The sequence below is a fragment of the Curtobacterium sp. BH-2-1-1 genome (assembly GCF_001806325.1).
Classification (GTDB): Bacteria; Actinomycetota; Actinomycetes; order Actinomycetales; family Microbacteriaceae; genus Curtobacterium.
Genome location: NZ_CP017580.1, coordinates 2544079 through 2558923, shown reverse-complemented (window position 1 = coordinate 2558923; position 14845 = coordinate 2544079). Strand labels below are relative to the sequence as shown.

15 protein-coding genes and 1 tRNA gene are annotated in these 14845 nt (G+C 70.8%); 5 read left to right on the top strand and 11 right to left on the bottom strand.

Annotated features, from left to right (window positions below; translation table 11 throughout):
• Positions 1 to 132: 132 nt before the first annotated feature.
• The 3 genes from BJK06_RS12260 to BJK06_RS12250 are packed head-to-tail and all read right to left on the bottom strand — an operon-like array spanning position 133 to position 3477.
• Positions 133 to 1506: a sugar ABC transporter substrate-binding protein gene (locus BJK06_RS12260; RefSeq protein ID WP_070418128.1), complete on the bottom strand. Its 1374-nt coding sequence runs from the start codon at positions 1504 to 1506 to the stop codon at positions 133 to 135.
• Positions 1507 to 1516: 10 nt separating this feature from the next.
• Positions 1517 to 2473, bottom strand: coding sequence for a carbohydrate ABC transporter permease (locus BJK06_RS12255; protein WP_083295227.1), 957 nt, complete (start codon positions 2471 to 2473; stop codon positions 1517 to 1519).
• A gap of 29 nt (positions 2474 to 2502) precedes the next feature.
• Complete coding sequence (locus tag BJK06_RS12250; protein WP_083295226.1) at positions 2503 to 3477, bottom strand: carbohydrate ABC transporter permease; 975 nt, start codon at positions 3475 to 3477, stop codon at positions 2503 to 2505.
• Positions 3478 to 3676: 199 nt separating this feature from the next.
• Here BJK06_RS12250 and BJK06_RS12245 point away from each other — a divergent pair, with 199 nt between their 5' ends.
• Both BJK06_RS12245 and BJK06_RS12240 read left to right on the top strand, forming a co-directional pair.
• Entirely contained in the window at positions 3677 to 4909 is a 1233-nt protein-coding gene (locus tag BJK06_RS12245; RefSeq protein WP_070418127.1) for a Gfo/Idh/MocA family protein, read from the top strand.
• 74 nt (positions 4910 to 4983) lie between these two features.
• Complete coding sequence (locus tag BJK06_RS12240; protein ID WP_258027633.1) at positions 4984 to 5997, top strand: LacI family DNA-binding transcriptional regulator; 1014 nt, start codon at positions 4984 to 4986, stop codon at positions 5995 to 5997.
• Between the two features lie 154 nt (positions 5998 to 6151).
• Here the strand turns inward: BJK06_RS12240 and BJK06_RS12235 are convergent, their stop codons facing one another.
• Positions 6152 to 6601 carry a helix-turn-helix domain-containing protein gene (locus BJK06_RS12235; protein WP_070418126.1) on the bottom strand — a complete coding sequence of 150 codons (450 nt, stop codon included), beginning with the start codon at positions 6599 to 6601 and terminating at the stop codon, positions 6152 to 6154.
• An 84-nt stretch (positions 6602 to 6685) separates the two neighbouring features.
• Here BJK06_RS12235 and BJK06_RS12230 point away from each other — a divergent pair, with 84 nt between their 5' ends.
• Positions 6686 to 7381, top strand: coding sequence for an SDR family oxidoreductase (locus BJK06_RS12230; protein ID WP_070418125.1), 696 nt, complete (start codon positions 6686 to 6688; stop codon positions 7379 to 7381).
• A 258-nt stretch (positions 7382 to 7639) separates the two neighbouring features.
• Here the strand turns inward: BJK06_RS12230 and BJK06_RS12225 are convergent, their stop codons facing one another.
• Positions 7640 to 8200, bottom strand: a complete 561-nt coding sequence (locus BJK06_RS12225) for a GrpB family protein (protein WP_070418124.1) — start codon at positions 8198 to 8200, stop codon at positions 7640 to 7642.
• A gap of 84 nt (positions 8201 to 8284) precedes the next feature.
• Here BJK06_RS12225 and mtnN point away from each other — a divergent pair, with 84 nt between their 5' ends.
• Positions 8285 to 8995: a 5'-methylthioadenosine/S-adenosylhomocysteine nucleosidase gene (gene mtnN, locus BJK06_RS12220; RefSeq protein ID WP_083295225.1), complete on the top strand. Its 711-nt coding sequence runs from the start codon at positions 8285 to 8287 to the stop codon at positions 8993 to 8995.
• Between the two features lie 9 nt (positions 8996 to 9004).
• Here mtnN and BJK06_RS12215 read toward each other — a convergent pair whose 3' ends face one another.
• The 4 genes from BJK06_RS12215 to serS all read right to left on the bottom strand — a co-directional run bounded on the left by BJK06_RS12215 (position 9005) and on the right by serS (position 11788).
• Positions 9005 to 9532, bottom strand: a complete 528-nt coding sequence (locus BJK06_RS12215; protein ID WP_070418123.1) for a GNAT family N-acetyltransferase — start codon at positions 9530 to 9532, stop codon at positions 9005 to 9007.
• Positions 9532 to 9619: transfer RNA gene (locus BJK06_RS12210), tRNA-Ser, on the bottom strand. Before BJK06_RS12210 ends, BJK06_RS12215 begins: the two co-directional genes overlap by 1 nt.
• Positions 9620 to 9671: 52 nt before the next feature.
• The gene (locus BJK06_RS12205) at positions 9672 to 10526 is read right to left on the bottom strand and encodes an HAD family hydrolase (RefSeq protein ID WP_181015090.1); all 855 of its coding nucleotides are present in this window, start codon (positions 10524 to 10526) and stop codon (positions 9672 to 9674) included.
• Complete coding sequence (gene serS / locus BJK06_RS12200; protein WP_070418122.1) at positions 10523 to 11788, bottom strand: serine--tRNA ligase; 1266 nt, start codon at positions 11786 to 11788, stop codon at positions 10523 to 10525. The genes BJK06_RS12205 and serS overlap by 4 nt, the downstream gene beginning before the upstream one ends.
• 128 nt (positions 11789 to 11916) lie before the next feature.
• Here serS and BJK06_RS12195 point away from each other — a divergent pair, with 128 nt between their 5' ends.
• Positions 11917 to 12987, top strand: a complete 1071-nt coding sequence (locus BJK06_RS12195) for a diacylglycerol kinase family protein (protein ID WP_083295224.1) — start codon at positions 11917 to 11919, stop codon at positions 12985 to 12987.
• Between the two features lie 295 nt (positions 12988 to 13282).
• Here the strand turns inward: BJK06_RS12195 and pheA are convergent, their stop codons facing one another.
• Entirely contained in the window at positions 13283 to 14239 is a 957-nt protein-coding gene (gene pheA, locus BJK06_RS12190; RefSeq protein WP_070418121.1) for a prephenate dehydratase, read from the bottom strand.
• A 52-nt stretch (positions 14240 to 14291) separates the two neighbouring features.
• Positions 14292 to 14837: a MarR family winged helix-turn-helix transcriptional regulator gene (locus BJK06_RS12185; protein WP_070418120.1), complete on the bottom strand. Its 546-nt coding sequence runs from the start codon at positions 14835 to 14837 to the stop codon at positions 14292 to 14294.
• Positions 14838 to 14845: the final 8 nt, after the last annotated feature.

Below are 14845 nucleotides of genomic sequence, written 5' to 3'. Positions count from 1 at the left end.
CTGCGAGCGTTCCACCACGCGCAGTCGTCGTCAGGGTGCGCAGTCCGCGCGTCGGCGTGCGCGTCCCAACGGGCGGACTGGAGGCGCGGTGCGGGCCCGACCCGCGCCTCCAGTCGGTCGACCGACGGCGGCTCAGGTGAGGGCGAGGAGGTTGTTGACCTGCTCGTTCACGCCGGTCAGCGTGCTGATCGGCTTGCCGTTCGCGTAGATGTCGTCGAACGCCGGTTGCACGAGGGCCTGCACGTCGGCCGGGTTCCGGGTCACGGGGAACAGGAACGTCGTGCCGTCCTCGACCTGCTCGGTGAAGGCCGTCACGTCGAGGCCCCGCTTCGCGTACGCCGCCACCGCTGCGTCGGTCCCCGATCGGCGTGCCGGGAAGACGATGCCCGCCCGGCCGACGATCTCCTGGGCGGCAGCGCTGCCGAGGAACGCGACCCACTTCGCCGCTGCCTCCGGGTTCCGCGCCTGCTTCGTGATCGAGTCGCCGAGACCGTTGAACATCGACGCGCGGTGTCCGATCGGCCCGGTCGGCGTCGGCGCGATGCCGACGTCGATGCCCGGGAGGTTCGCGTACGTCCCGATCATCCACGAGCCGTTGAACGAGAGCGCCACCTTCTTCGAGCCGAGCTGGACGTCCGGTCCGGTCGTCGTGGAGAAGACCCCGTACTTCGGCATGTAGCCCTTCTCGGCGAGCCCGAAGTACCACGAGATCGTCTTCTGGAACCCGGCGTCGTCGTAGCGGAACCGGTTCCCCCAGGGGTTCTTGTTCGTGTAGAACCAGTCGATCGACCCGGTGAACGGCGACCACTGGGTCTGCCCGAACCCGTCGCCCCCGCTGCCGTTGGCGCTCATCCCGTAGACGGCGACGTCCGTCTTGTCGAAACCCGGCTCGTCCCCGCGGCGCCCCTTGCCGTCGATCGTGAGGTGCGCGACGGCGCGCTCGAAGGTGCCGCCGTCATCGGGGTTCCAGGACAGGGCGGCCAGGTCGTCGGCGGTGTACCCGGCCTTCGCGATGACCTTCTGGTCGTAGAACATCGCGACCGTGTCCCAGTCCTTCGGCGAGCCGTACCGGTCGCCGTCCCGCCCCTTCCAGAGCTGGGCGAGCCCGGACTGGTAGTCGTCGTCACGGATACCCGACGTCGCCTCGAGCTCGTCGAGCTTGTACAGCACGTCGAGGTCGGCGAACTGGGGGAACTTCGACAGGTGGTCCGTGAACACGTCCGGCGCGGTGCCGGCGATGAACCCGGCGGTGAGCTTCGTCCAGTAGTCGGCCCACCCGAGCTGGGTGATCCTGATCGTGATGCCGGGGTTCTCGCGCTCGAAGGCCTTGGCGACGGCCTGGTACGCCGGCAGCTGGTTCGAGTCCCAGAGCCAGTAGGACACCGTGCCGGTCGCACCGCTCCGCGGGTTCGGGGTGCCCGTGGTGGAGCAGGCGGCGAGCGCACCGAGCGCCAGGGCGGACGCTCCGCCGGCGAAGAGGGCGCGGCGGGTGATGGAGTTCGTCATGTGCGGATCCCTACTTGATGCCGGAGAAGCCGATGGAGTTGACGATCCGCTTGGCGAAGACGCCGAAGAGCACGATCATCGGGAGCGCCGCCACGAGCGTCGCGGCCATGAGCCCGGCCCAGTCGGTGCCGGACTGCGGCGACTGCGACTTGAAGACCCCGAGCGCCACCGTGAGCACGCGGGAGCTGTCGGTGTACGAGACCATCAGCGGCCAGAAGTAGTCGTTCCACGCCGTGATGTACGTCAGGACGGCGAGCGTCGCGATCGGGGCGGAGGCCATCGGGAGGATGAGCCGGAAGAAGACCCGGACCTTGCCGGCGCCGTCGATGAGTGCCGCCTCCTCGACCTCGCGGGAGATCCCGAGGAAGAACTGCCGGAGGAAGAACACCGCGAACGGCGTCATGAGCATCGACGGCAGGGCGATCCCGAACAGGGTGTCGACCAGGCCGAGCGACTTGATCAGCGTGAAGTTCGGCAGGAGCGTGAAGATCGTCGGCACCATCAGTCCGGCGAGGAAGACCGCGAAGACGCGGTCCCGCCCGGGCCACCGCAACCGCGCGAACGCGTAGGCCGCCCCGGCCGAGAAGAACACCTGGCCGACGGTGATCATCGTCGCGGTGAGCACGGAGTTCAGCAGGTACTGCCAGAAGTTGATGGCAGCGCCGGACCCGCCCTGGGCGAGCGCCTCCTTCGTGGACTGCAGGCCGAACACGCGCTCGAAGCCACCGAGGCTGAAGCCCGTGGGGAGGAGCGAGGTGGGGTCGGCCGAGATCGCACCGTTCGAGGACAGGGCGGTGCGGAGGATCCAGTAGAACGGGAACAGGGTCACGACGATGACGGCGATCATCGCGATCCAGGCGATGACCCGTCCGACGGAGGGCTTCCGACGAGGCGGTCGGGGACCGCCACGGGTGGTGATCGCGCGGGTGGTCTGCGGTTCGACCACCGGGGGCAGGGTGCTGGTCATCTTCGACTCGCTTCCGTGTGCTGTGGCCGTCAGTCCAGGTCGCTCTCGCCGGAACGCGAGAGTCGGTACTGGATGATCGTGATGATGCTGAGGACGATGAGGAGGGCCACCGAGACGGCGGACGCGTAGCCGAACTGGAACCGGCCGAACGCCAGGTTGTAGATGTAGTTCTGCACGACGTTCGTGGCGTTCGCGGGCCCGCCCTGGGTGGCGATGGCGACGGTGTCGAACACCTGGAACGACCCGATGATCGTGATGATGAGCACGAGCGAGAGGATCGGTCGGAGCAGCGGCACGGTGATGCGCCAGAACATCTTCCACTCGCTGGCGCCGTCGATGCGGCCGGCTTCGTAGACCTGCTCCGGCAGCGCCTGCAGTCCCGCGAAGATGAGCAGGGCCGTGTAGCCGACGTTCCGCCAGACGTTGATGAACGCGATGGTCGGGATGCCCCAGAAGTCGCTCTGCAGGAACGGGATGCGGCCCACACCGATCGCCGACAGGATCTCGTTGCCGATACCGAGCTGCGTGTCGAGGATCCACAGCCAGATGAGCGCCGCGACGACGTTCGACACGAGGTACGGCGCGAGGACGATGCCCCGGACGAAGGTCGATTTGGTGAGGCGGTGCATCATCACGGCGATGAACAGCGCGAGGATCGTCTGGAACCCGATGTTGAGCAGGACGTACTCGACCGTCACCGCCATCGAGTGCCAGAAGATCGAATCCTGCACCAGGCGCTCGTAGTTCTGCAGGCCGGTGAACACCGGCGGTGTGAGCAGGTTGAACGACGTGAAGCTGAGGTAGATGCCCCGGACGGTGGGCCACGCGAGGAACACGGCGAAGCCGACCGATGCCGGGGCGATGAAGATCAGCGCCAGCCAGAGGTCGTTCCTGGGCCGGCGTCGCGGGGAGGTGGTGCCGGCACGGGCGCGGTCGGGCGCCCGACTCCTCCGTCTCGTGCTGGCCGTCGTCAAGGGTGACGACACAGGGCTCTCGGTGGCCATCGCGACTCCTTCGTCTGCGGTGGACTGACGTGCAGCAGTCCGTGAGCCGGGAATCTACACGTGGGGACACCGGGTGGCAAGAGGCTTTTTCTCGGTTCGAATCGGGGGTTGTCACGTGTAGACATCGGTGTCAGGATGTCCCTCGATCGCATCGGAGCGACCTGCCCGGCGACGCATCCCCCACCTGGAAAGGTCACTGATGATCTCTGTCGGAATGGTCGGCGCGGGCCAGTTCGCCCCCCAGTTCGCCAAGCTGTTCAAGCTGCACCCGGACGTCGACCGCGTCTTCGTCACCGACCTCGTCGACGACCGGGCATCCGAGCTCGTCGAGTCGCAGCACCTCGACGGCACGTTCCCGGACTTCGACGCCGTGCTCGCCTCGGACGTCGACGCCGTCGCGATCTTCACGCAGCGCTGGACGCACGGGCCACTCGTGGTCAAGGCCCTCCGCGCCGGCAAGCACGTCTACTCGGCCGTGCCGATGGCGATCTCCGTCGAGGAGATCCAGGCCATCATCGAGGCCGTCCGCGAGACCGGACTCACCTACATGATGGGCGAGACGAGCTACTACAACCCCGCGACGGTGTTCGCCCGCTCGAAGGTCGCCGAGGGTGCCTTCGGCCGTGTCTTCTACGCCGAGGGCGACTACGTGCACGACATGGACCTCGGCTTCTACGCCGCGTACCAGTTCAGCGGCGGCGAGGACTGGAAGCGCACCGCCAGCTACCCGCCCATGCTCTACCCGACGCACTCGGTCGGCGGGGTCCTCGGTGCGATCCCGGGGCACGCGGTCAGCGTCAGCTGCATCGGCGTCACGGACGACCGCGGCGACGGGGTCTTCGACAAGGACGTCAGCCAGTTCGACAACGACTTCTCGAACGCCACCGCCCTGTTCGAGCTCGACAACGGCGGGGTCATGCGGATCAACGAGATGCGCCGCGTCGGCTACCCGTCGCACATCCGCGAGTCCCGCTTCCGGTACTTCGGCACCGAGGCGAGCTTCGAGCAGCTCGCCAAGGTCAGCGTCTGGCAGGACAAGGAGGACTCGCACGACATCAGCGACCAGATCGACACCCAGGCGACGATGGAGCTCGACGACCCCCGACTCGCCGGCGTCGACCCCTCGCTCCGTGACGCGTTCGTCTCGGGCTACGCGGCCGTGCACGACACGTCGCGCCTGCCGGCCGAGTACGCCGGCGTGCCGACCGGACACGAGGGCAGCCACCAGTTCCTCGCCGACGACTTCGTCCGCGCCGTCGTCGACCGGACCCTGCCGCCGGTGAACGCCTGGACCGCCGCCCGGTTCACGCTGCCCGGCATCATCGCCCACCAGTCCGCACTGCAGGGCGGCGTCCGCCTCGAGGTGCCGGACTTCGGCGACGCCCCGGAGACGGTCGAGGCGGTGGGCTCGTCTAGTATCGCCAGCGACTAGCAAGTGGTGTTCGGGTGTCGGTCCGCACGGGCCGGCACCCGAACGCGACTTCCGACCCGACGAAGGTGGCACCCGTGACCGTCCCGACGACCCCGAGGGCGGTCACCCGCGCCGACGTCGCCCGGTACGCCGGCGTGAGCACCTCCGTCGTGAGCTACGTCGTGCACGACGGACCCCGTCCGGTCGCAGCGGCCACCGCGGCACGCGTCCGCGAGGCGATCCGCGTCCTCGGCTACCGCCCGAACGCGAGCGCCCAGGCCCTCCGCACCGGGTCCTCGAAGATGCTCGGACTCATCGTCCCCGAGCTCGACAACCCGTTCTGGTCCGAGCTCGGCGTCGCGGTCACGCACGCCGCCGCCGCGCGCGGGTACGACGTCCTGCTCGCCAACAGCGACGGCGACGCCGCGCAGGAACGGGAGCGCCTGCGCAGCCTCTCCGCCCGGCAGGTCGACGGCATCATCGTCACGAGCATCATGACGCGGCCGGACCTGTCCACCGTGACGGACCCCGGCCTCCCGATGGTCCTGCTCAACACCTTCTTCGAGGTCCCCGACTACGCGAGCATCGGCGTCGATGCCCTCCGTGGCGCGTACGACGGCACGCAGCACCTCGTCGAGCACGGGTACCGCTCGATCGGCCTGGTCATGGGGCACGCCGGCTCGATGGAGCTCCGCGAGCAGGGCTGGATGCGAGCGCTCCGCGACGCCGGGCTGCCCGACGGCCCGATCGTCCGCTGCGACTTCACCCGACGGGGCGGCTACGAGGCCGGTCTCCGCATGTTCGGCGAGGGCTCCGGCCCCCGAGCGGTCTTCGTCAGCTCCGACATGCAGGCGGTCGGGCTGCTGCGCGCCCTCTTCGAGCTCGGACTGTCCGCGCCCGACGACGTCGCGATCGTCTCCTTCGACGGCGCGGTGGAGGCCGACTACACGAACCCGCAGCTCACCACGGTCCGGCAGCCGATCGAGACGATGGCGACCGCCGCCGTCGACCGGGTGCTCGGCCTCGACGCGGACAACCAGTGGCACCGGGACCTCGTCCCCGCCGAGTTGGTGCTCGGCGCCAGTTGCGGGTGCGGCGTGCGTCGCTGACGCACCCGCCTGTGGTCCGGGAGGCGCGGTGCGGGGCCGACCCGCGCCTCCCGTCCGACGCTGGTCACGCCAGCCCGCCTGCTCGCGCGAGTGCGCGCGCTGACGACGAGTGCGCGGGGTCCACCGTGCGCAGTCGTCGTCCGGCTGCGCACCATCAGCCCTCCATGACCGCCTCGAGCGCGTCGAGCGCGACGCGGCGGTGCCCGCTGCGCGTCACGGCGACCGCCTCGACCGGCTCGCCGGTGGTGGCCTCGACGAAGCGGAGGTCGGACGTGCGCTCGGACGGCCGGTGCCGGTCCGCCCACCCGCCGAGAGCGAGCAGCACCAGCGAGAGGTCGCGGCCGGCCTCGGTGAGGACGTACTCGTCACGGACCCGTCCACCGTCCGGCTTGTAGGCGTGGCGTTCGAACACGCCGCCCTCGACGAGGGAGCCGAGGCGTGCCGTGAGGACCTCCCGCGGGACCCCGAGGCTCTGCTGGAACTGGCTGAAGCGAGTCGACCCCGCGAGGGCGTCGCGGACGATCATGAGCGTCCACTTCTCGCCGAGGACGTCGAGGGACCGCGCGATGGGGCAGCGCTCGTCGCCGCCGAGGATGCCGAGCATGTGTTCATCCTACCTGGGTTCGGAATCCAGACACACCGTGCTAGGTTCATTTTCCGTACTCAACCTCTTCGACAGGAGCACACCATGACCACCCTCACCGACGCGACCGTCCTCGTCACCGGAGCGAACGGCGGCCTCGGCGCCGCGTTCGTCCAGCAGGCCCTCGACCGCGGCGCCGCCAAGGTCTACGCCACGGCCCGGACCCCGCGCACCTGGGACGACGAGCGCATCGTGCCGCTCGCCCTCGACGTCACCGACCAGGCGAGCGTCGACGCCGCCGCCCGTGCAGCAGCCGACGCCACGGTCGTCGTGAACAACGCCGGCATCGGTGGCTCCGCGCCGCTCCTCGAGACCTCGGTCGACGAGGTCGAGCACGTCTTCGCCACGAACGTCTTCGGTGCGCTCCGGGTCGCCAAGGCCTTCGCGCCGTCGCTGGCCGGGGGCGCGCTCGTCGACGTGCACTCGGTGCTCAGCTGGATCGCGCTGGCCGGGGGCTACTCCGCCTCGAAGGCCGCGTTCTGGTCGATCACGAACTCCCTGCGCCTCGAGCTCGCACCCCAGGGGACCCAGGTCCTCGGAGCGCACCTCGGTTACACGGACACCGGCATGACGGCCGACCTCGACGTCGAGAAGGCCGACCCGGCGGACATCGTGGCGGCGATCTACGACGCCCTCGAGGCCGGCGAGCACGAGGTCCTGGCCGACCAGGTCAGCCGCGACGTCCGTGCCGGACTGAGCGCCCCGCTCACCACGCTCTACCCGGCGCTGGCGTCGGCCTGACGCCTTCGCTGTCGATGGGCTCGGCGGTGCTCGCGACCCGGCCCGCCGTTCCGCGCGACGGCGAGGCGTCGGGACACGCCGCGGCGCGCTGAGGCGTCGGGACGCGGCGGGACCGCCGGTTCCGCGGGGCGCGTGACCGTTCCGGTTCGGGGGACCCGTGATCCGCGAACCGGAACGGTCACGACGGCAGGACGACACGCGCACGACGCCGCGAGCCGGCCGATCGCAGCCAGTCGGGTCCCACCCGCGCGTCCGGGGTCAGCCGTGGGCGCCTCGGCCGGTGATGCCCGCGGTGGCATCGGCGATCGACGCGCGCTCGGAGTCGGTGAGGCCCGCCGCGCGCAACACCCGGTCGAGCACCGCGGTCTTGCGCACGAGGTAGTCGTCGATGTCCAGCGCCTCGGCGGCAGCCCGACGCTTCACGGTGGCGTACTCCTCGCGGAGTGCGACGTCCGCGCGCAGGACATCACGCACGCCGAGGTGGTTGCGGAGCGCGAGCGATCCCTCGACCACGACGTAGGTGTTGCTCGGGGCGAAGCGCTCGGGCGTGCGGAACGCCTGCCGCCCCGGGATGCCGAGGTCGCCGCGCGGCACGAAGCCGATCGCAGCGAGGGCCTCGACGGCCGCGGGCACGTCCGCCGCCCCGACGACCACGTCGACGTCGATCACGGGCTTCGCCGCGAGGCCGGGCACCGCCGTGCTCCCGACGTGCTCGATGCGGTGCGGGACCCCGGTGGCGAGGAGCGCCGCGCCGTACGCCGTCCGCAGCACCGCGAAGCGCCGCGGCCACTCCGCTCGGTACTCGACGACCTCGACCACACCGCCCCCTGGATCTCCCCGCGCACGGTGCACGGTACGCGTCCCGGTGTCCCGACGGTCGGCGGCCCGTGCGATCATCGATCAGTGCAACTCCCTCCCCCGATCGCGGTCGTCATCGCCGCCATGAGCGAAGAGGTGTCCGCGTTCGCCGGGCTCCTCGGCGGTGTCCCGATCCTCGACGGTCCGGTCGGCGGCCACGACGAACACCACCTGCTCGACGTCGGTGGCGCCACGGTAGCCGTGCGCCGCAGCGGCATCGGGTTCACGAACGCCACGGCAGCGGTCGCCCACGCCTTCCACGACTTCGGCTCCGGCATCCCGGTGATCAGCGTCGGGACGGCCGGTGGGCTGATGCACGGCGTCGAGATCGGCGACGTCGTCGTCGGGGACCGCTACGTCAACCTCAACGCCGACGCGACGGCGTTCGGGTACGCGCTCGGCCAGGTCCCGGGCATGCCCACCGGGTACGAGCCCAACGACCGGCTCGTCGAGCTGGCACTCGCCTCGGACGCCGGGTACCGCCTCCGCTCGGCCACGATCGGCTCGAGCGAGATCTTCGTCACCGAGGGTCGAGCGCGTCTGCTCCGGACGGCGTTCCCCACGGTTGCGGCGGTCGACATGGAGTCGGCGGCGATCGCGCAGTTCGCGCACGTCCACGCCATGCCGTTCGTGTCCGTGCGGTGCATCAGCGACCTGTGCGCGCCGGACGGCGACGAGTTCAAGGAGCACCTCGACGATGCGGCCGCCCGTGCCGCCCGGGTGGTGCACGACGTGGTGACGGGGCTCGTCAGCTGAACCGGGGGCTCACCGGTCGGTCGGAGCGAGGAGCTGGAACATGACGTGGTCGCGCCACGCCCCGGCGATCCTGAGGTACTCGGGTGCCAGGCCGTAGCGCGTGAACCCCGCTGCCTGCAGTGCACGCTGCGAGCCCACGTTCTCGGGCAGGGTCTCCGCCTGGACACGGTGGAGCCGCAGCACCTCGAACGCGTGCGCCGCAGCCGCCCGGACCGCCCGGGAGGCATGTCCCTGCCGGGTCCGGTCGGCGCGGATCCAGTACCCCATCGCACACGACTGCAGGGCACCGCGGGTGATGCCGCTCAGCGTGATCCGGCCGAGCAGTTCGCCGTCGACCGACTCGATCACGAACGGGACGGACGTGCCGGCACGCTCGGCCGCGAGGGCCTGCACGATGACGTCGTGCTGCCCCGCCTCGGTGAAGTAGGCGGGCGAACGGGTCGGTTCCCACGGCCGCAGGTGGTCGGCGCTCGCACTGACGACGGCCGCGAGCGTCGCGGCGTCGTCGACGCGGATCAGGCGCAGGCGTGTGTCCATGGCGGAGGGTGTGGGATTCGAACCCACGAGACATCTCTGCCCACCTGTTTTCAAGACAGGCTCCATCGGCCGCTCGGACAACCCTCCAGCGACGCGACCACGTGGCGAGACGTGATCGCGTCCCGGGAAGTCTACCGGGCTAGCGCGGCAGGGAGTCGAGCGCAGCCGCCAGGCCGTCGTCGGTCACGCCACCCGTGAGCTCGTTGCCCGCGTCCACGACGTCCTCGGGTGCCTGCCCCATGACGACGCCGCGCCCCGAGGTCGAGGCCCACCGGAGCATGTCGATGTCGTTCCGACCGTCCCCCGCGGCGAAGACGCGGGAGCGCGGGATGTCGAGCCGCTCACGGACCCGCTCCATCGCGGTGGCCTTCGTCACACCCTCGGGTGCGATGTCGAGCCACGACGTCCAGCCCACCGAGTACGAGACCTTGTGCAGCCCCATCCGCTCGACGATCTGCAGGAAGTCCTCGGTGTCGTGGCCGGGCGAGATGACGACGACACGGGTCGCCTCGACGCCGAGCAGCCGTTCGAACGGGACGTGCTCACCGGCAACGGTCATCGTGTCGTCGGGGAAGTTGCCGGAGAGCAGGAAGTGCCCGGTCTGGTCCTCGACGCCGAACGCGGCGTTCTCGAGGGCGCCGTGGATCGTCCGGAGGACCTCGCTCGGGTCGAACTGCTCGACGTGCACCCGCTCGTAGGAACCGTCGGACCGGCGTCCCAGGGTCAGGGCGCCGTTCGCGCAGACGAGGTACTTCGGCTGGATGCCGAGCGTGTCGAGCAGCGGGACGGTCATGCCCTCGCTGCGACCGGTGCTGAGCATGACCTCGTGCCCGGCTGCCTCGGCATCGCGGAGCGCGGCGATCACGGTGTCGGTGACGACACCGTCCTCGCGCATGGTGGTGCCGTCGATGTCGAGCGCCACCAACCAGCGCTTCGTCCGGGCCGGCGCACCCGCACCGGCCGAACCGTCGACGAACCGACCCTGCGTGCTCATCGGGGTTCGATCACCTCGACGCCGCCCAGGTAGGGACGGAGGACCTCGGGCACGACGACCGAGCCGTCGGCCTGCTGGTGCGTCTCGAGGATCGCGACGATCCACCGGGTGGTCGCGAGGGTGCCGTTCAGGGTCGCGACCGGCGCGGTCTTCCCGCTCTCGGTGCGGTACCGGATGTCGAGGCGCCGAGCCTGGAACGTCGTGCAGTTCGACGTCGACGTGAGCTCGCGGAAGGTGCCCTGCGTCGGGACCCACGCCTCGATGTCGTACTTGCGCGCCGCACTCGTGCCGAGGTCGCCACCCGCCACGTCGATCACGCGGTAGTGCAGCCCGAGGTCCTGCAGCATCTGCTCCTGGTACCCGACGAGTTTGGCGTGCTCGGCCTCGGCCTGGTCCGGGTGGACGTAGGCGAACATCTCGAGCTTGTTGAACTGGTGCACGCGCAGGATGCCGCGGTTGTCCTTGCCCGCCGACCCCGCCTCGCGCCGGTAGCAGGTCGACCAGCCGGCGTACCGCAGGCCGTCGCCACCGTCGAAGGAGAGGATCTCGTCGGCGTGGAACCCGGCGAGGGCGACCTCGCTCGTGCCGGTCAGGTAGAGGTCGTCCGCCTCGAGCCGGTAGACCTCGGCCGCGTGCTCGCCGAGGAAGCCCGTGCCGGCCATGGTCTCGGGGCGCACGAGCGTCGGGGTGATGAGCGGCTCGAAGCCCGCGGCGATCGCACGGTCGAGGCCGAGCGACATCAGGGCGATCTCGAGCCGGGCACCGAGGCCGCGCAGGAAGTAGAACCGCGAGCCGGAGACCTTCACGCCGCGCGGGATGTCGATGATGCCGAGGTGCTCGCCGAGGTCGGCGTGGTCCTTGGGCTCGAAGTCGAACTCCGGCTTCGTGCCGACGGTGCGGAGCGTGACGAAGTCGTCCTCGCCGCCCTTCGGCACGTCGGGCAGGACGACGTTCGGGATGCTCCGGACCACCGCGTTGAAGGACTCCTCGGCCGCGGTGACGGTCGCCTGCGCTTCCTTCACCTTCGCGGCGAGCGCCTGGGCCTGCTGCACGAGCGCGGCCTTCTCGTCCTTCGGGGCCTTCGCGACGGTCTTGCCGAAGGCGTTCTGCTCGGCCCGGAGGGACTCGAACGAGGTGATCGCGCTCCGCCGTGCCGCGTCCGCGGCGACGGCCTCGTCGACGACGGCGACGGAGGCGCCGCGCGCCTCCTGCGAGGCCTTGATGACGTCCGGGTTGTCACGCAGCAGCTGGGGATCGATCACCGCACCATCCTAAAGGGGCGCAGTTGCGGACGGACTGGAGGCGCGGTGCGGGCCCGACCCGCGCCTCCAGGCCCGCGGCGGGTCGCCATGGCCGTCCGCTCGCAGCATCCGATCGGTACCGTTGGTGCATGTCGACCCCTTCGGAGACCGCGCCCGCGGACCAGGACGCCCTCCAGACCGAGCAGCGGACGGCCGCGGTGGTCTACAACCCGGTCAAGGTCCACCTGCCGACCCTCAAGCGCACCGTCGAGAAGCACCAGCAGGAGGCCGGCTGGGCCGAGACCCTCTGGTTCGAGACGACGGAGGAGGACCCGGGCGGCGGCATGGCCCGCGCCGCGCTCGAAGCCGGCGCCGACGTCGTCGCCGCCGCGGGTGGGGACGGCACCGTCCGCGCCGTGGCCGAGGTGGTGCACGGGTCCGACGCCTCGCTGGCGCTGCTGCCGAGCGGCACGGGAAACCTGCTCGCGCGGAACATGAAGTTGCCGCTGGACGACCTCGGCGGGATGGCCAAGGCGATCTTCACCGGGCACGACCGTTCGATCGACTTCGGACTGCTCGGTGTCGAGCGTCCCGACGGCTCCCGCGACCGGTTCGGCTTCGTCGTGATGGCTGGCCTCGGGCTCGACGCCCGCATGCTCGCGAACACGCGCCCCGAGCTGAAGAAGCGCGTCGGGTGGCTCGCCTACCTCGACTCGCTGTTCCGCTCCGTCCGGGACACCGACGGCTTCGAGTTCAAGTACCGGCTCGACGAGTCGGCGCGCAACGGCTCGGTCCGGGCGCACTCGGTCATCGTCGGCAACTGCGGCATGCTCCAGGCCAACGCCATGCTCCTGCCCGATGCCGAGATCGACGACGGGGTGTTCGACATCGTCGTGATGCGGCCTCGCGGGTTCTTCGGCTGGGTGCGCATCGCCGCCCGGGTGTTCTGGGAGAACGGGATCCTGCGGTGGTTCCGCCGGTCGGCCCTGTCCGACACGGTGATCGGCCGCCGGATCACCACGGCCGCGAAGCAGGAGCGCCCGCTGCGGTACCTGCGCGGCGAGGAGTTCACGCTGCGCCTGGCGAAGCCGGACGAGTTCGAGATCGACGGCGACCCGGTGGGCGAGATCTTGGCGTTCCGCGCGAAGATCGACCCGGGCTCGCTGGACGTGCGGATCCCCGCGGTCGAGCCGGCGACGGGCCGCGGCCGCCGGCGGTAGCGCGGGCCGCGCGGGCGCGCCGCGGTGCGCGCTCCGCACAACGAAAGTCCCTCGGAACCACGCGACGACGTGGTGACGAAGGTCTCGCGAAGTCCGGCATACCTCTACCTCGACGTCGCCGGCTCCTTCGTGCAGTCGTCCCGCAGCCGCTCACGCTGCCGGTCCCTGCTCTGGTGCGCTGACGCCTTCGAACCACGGATCCGACGTGGAACCGCCCCTCGCGGCTGGTTCCATGTCGGATTCGTGGTTCGACCCTGCAAGGCCGCGCGGGCGCGCAGCGCGCAGCGCGCAGCGCTCAGCGCACCTCGGGCTTGCCCGACACGATCGCGCGCAGCCAGTCGCGCGCCTCGACGAACGCGACGTCCGAGTAGCGCGCGGGCACCTCGGGCCGGAACCCGTCGGCCCGCGGGTACGACCCGAGGAACGTCACGCGCGGGCTGAACCGCCGCAGGCCGAGCAGTGCGTCCGCCACGCGCTCGTCCCGCACGTGCCCGTCGAGGTCGATGACGAACCGGTACCGCCCGAGCTCGTCGCCGATCGGCCGCGAGGACAGCAACCCCATGTTGATGCCCCGCGTCGCGAACTGCTCGAGCATGTCGACCAGGGCGCCGGGGTGGTCGGCGGGCAGTTCGACGATGACGCTGGTCTTGTCGGCGCCGGTCGGCTCGGGCAGCGCCAGGGTCTTCGACACGAGCACGAACCGGGTGACCGCCGAGGCGTTGTCCCCGATGGACGAGGCCAGGACCTCGAGCGCGTAGTGGTCGGTGATCCCCGGGGGTGCGACGGCAGCGTCGGCGGTGGGGTGCTCGTCGAGCAGGGCTGCTGCGGCCGCCACGTTCGAGGACGCCGGGATGTGCCCGTGGCCGCGGACGTTCGCCTCGAGCCAGTTGTGGGTCTGGGCGTAGGCCACGGGGTGGGCGTTCACGGTGCGGACGTCGGCGAGCGCGGTGCCGGGGCGGGCGACGAGCACGAAGTCGACGGGGACGAGGTACTCCCCCACGATGCGCACGCCGGGGATCCGGGCGAGGGCGTCCTGCGTCGCGCTGACCCCGCCGTCGACGCTGTTCTCGATGGCGATGACGGCACCGATCGACTGGCCGCTGACGACGTCGTCGAGGGCCTCGCCGACGTTGTTCACGCTCCGCCAGGGCTTGCCGGCCGCCGCGTCCACGAGCTTGAGCGCAGCCTCGGTGAAGGTCCCTGCGGGTCCGAGGTAGGAGTACGTGTCGGACGGCGCGGCGGACTCGGTCATGCGGCGAGCCTATTGCAACGCCCACGGCTCGCAGGCGTGCGTGACGGTGGCGTCAGTCGGTCGCCGTACCCGTCAGCCGGGCCTCGCAGATGGCGGGCTCGTCGTCGTCGCGCGGGTAGGTCAGGGCGGCGAACCGTCCCTCGGGGTCGAGCCGGCTGAGGAGCGCCGCGGCGATGCCGTCGAGCTGCCCGACCTGCTCGTCGCTCAGCGCGTCGATCACCACGCGACGGGCGGTCCGGACGTGGTCGGGGGCCGCGTCGACGATGGTCGCGTAGCCGGCGTCGGTCAGCCGGACGTCGGTCGCGCGCCGGTCGTCGGTCGAGGGACAGCGCGCCACGAGGCCGCGCTTCTCGAGCCGGGACACCACGTGGGACAGCCGCGGCAGCGAGGCGTTCGTCGCCGAGGCGAGCGCCGACATCCGGAGCGTCCGGGAGTCGGTCTCGGAGAGCATCGCGATGACCATGTAGTCGAAGTGCGTCAGGTCGGCGTCGCGCTGGAGCTGCTGGTCGAGCGCGGCCGGCAGGAGCTCCATGACCGCGACGAGCTTCATCCACGCGCGCAGCTGGTCGCGGGTGAGCCACGGGGTGTCGTCGGTCATGCGTCGAG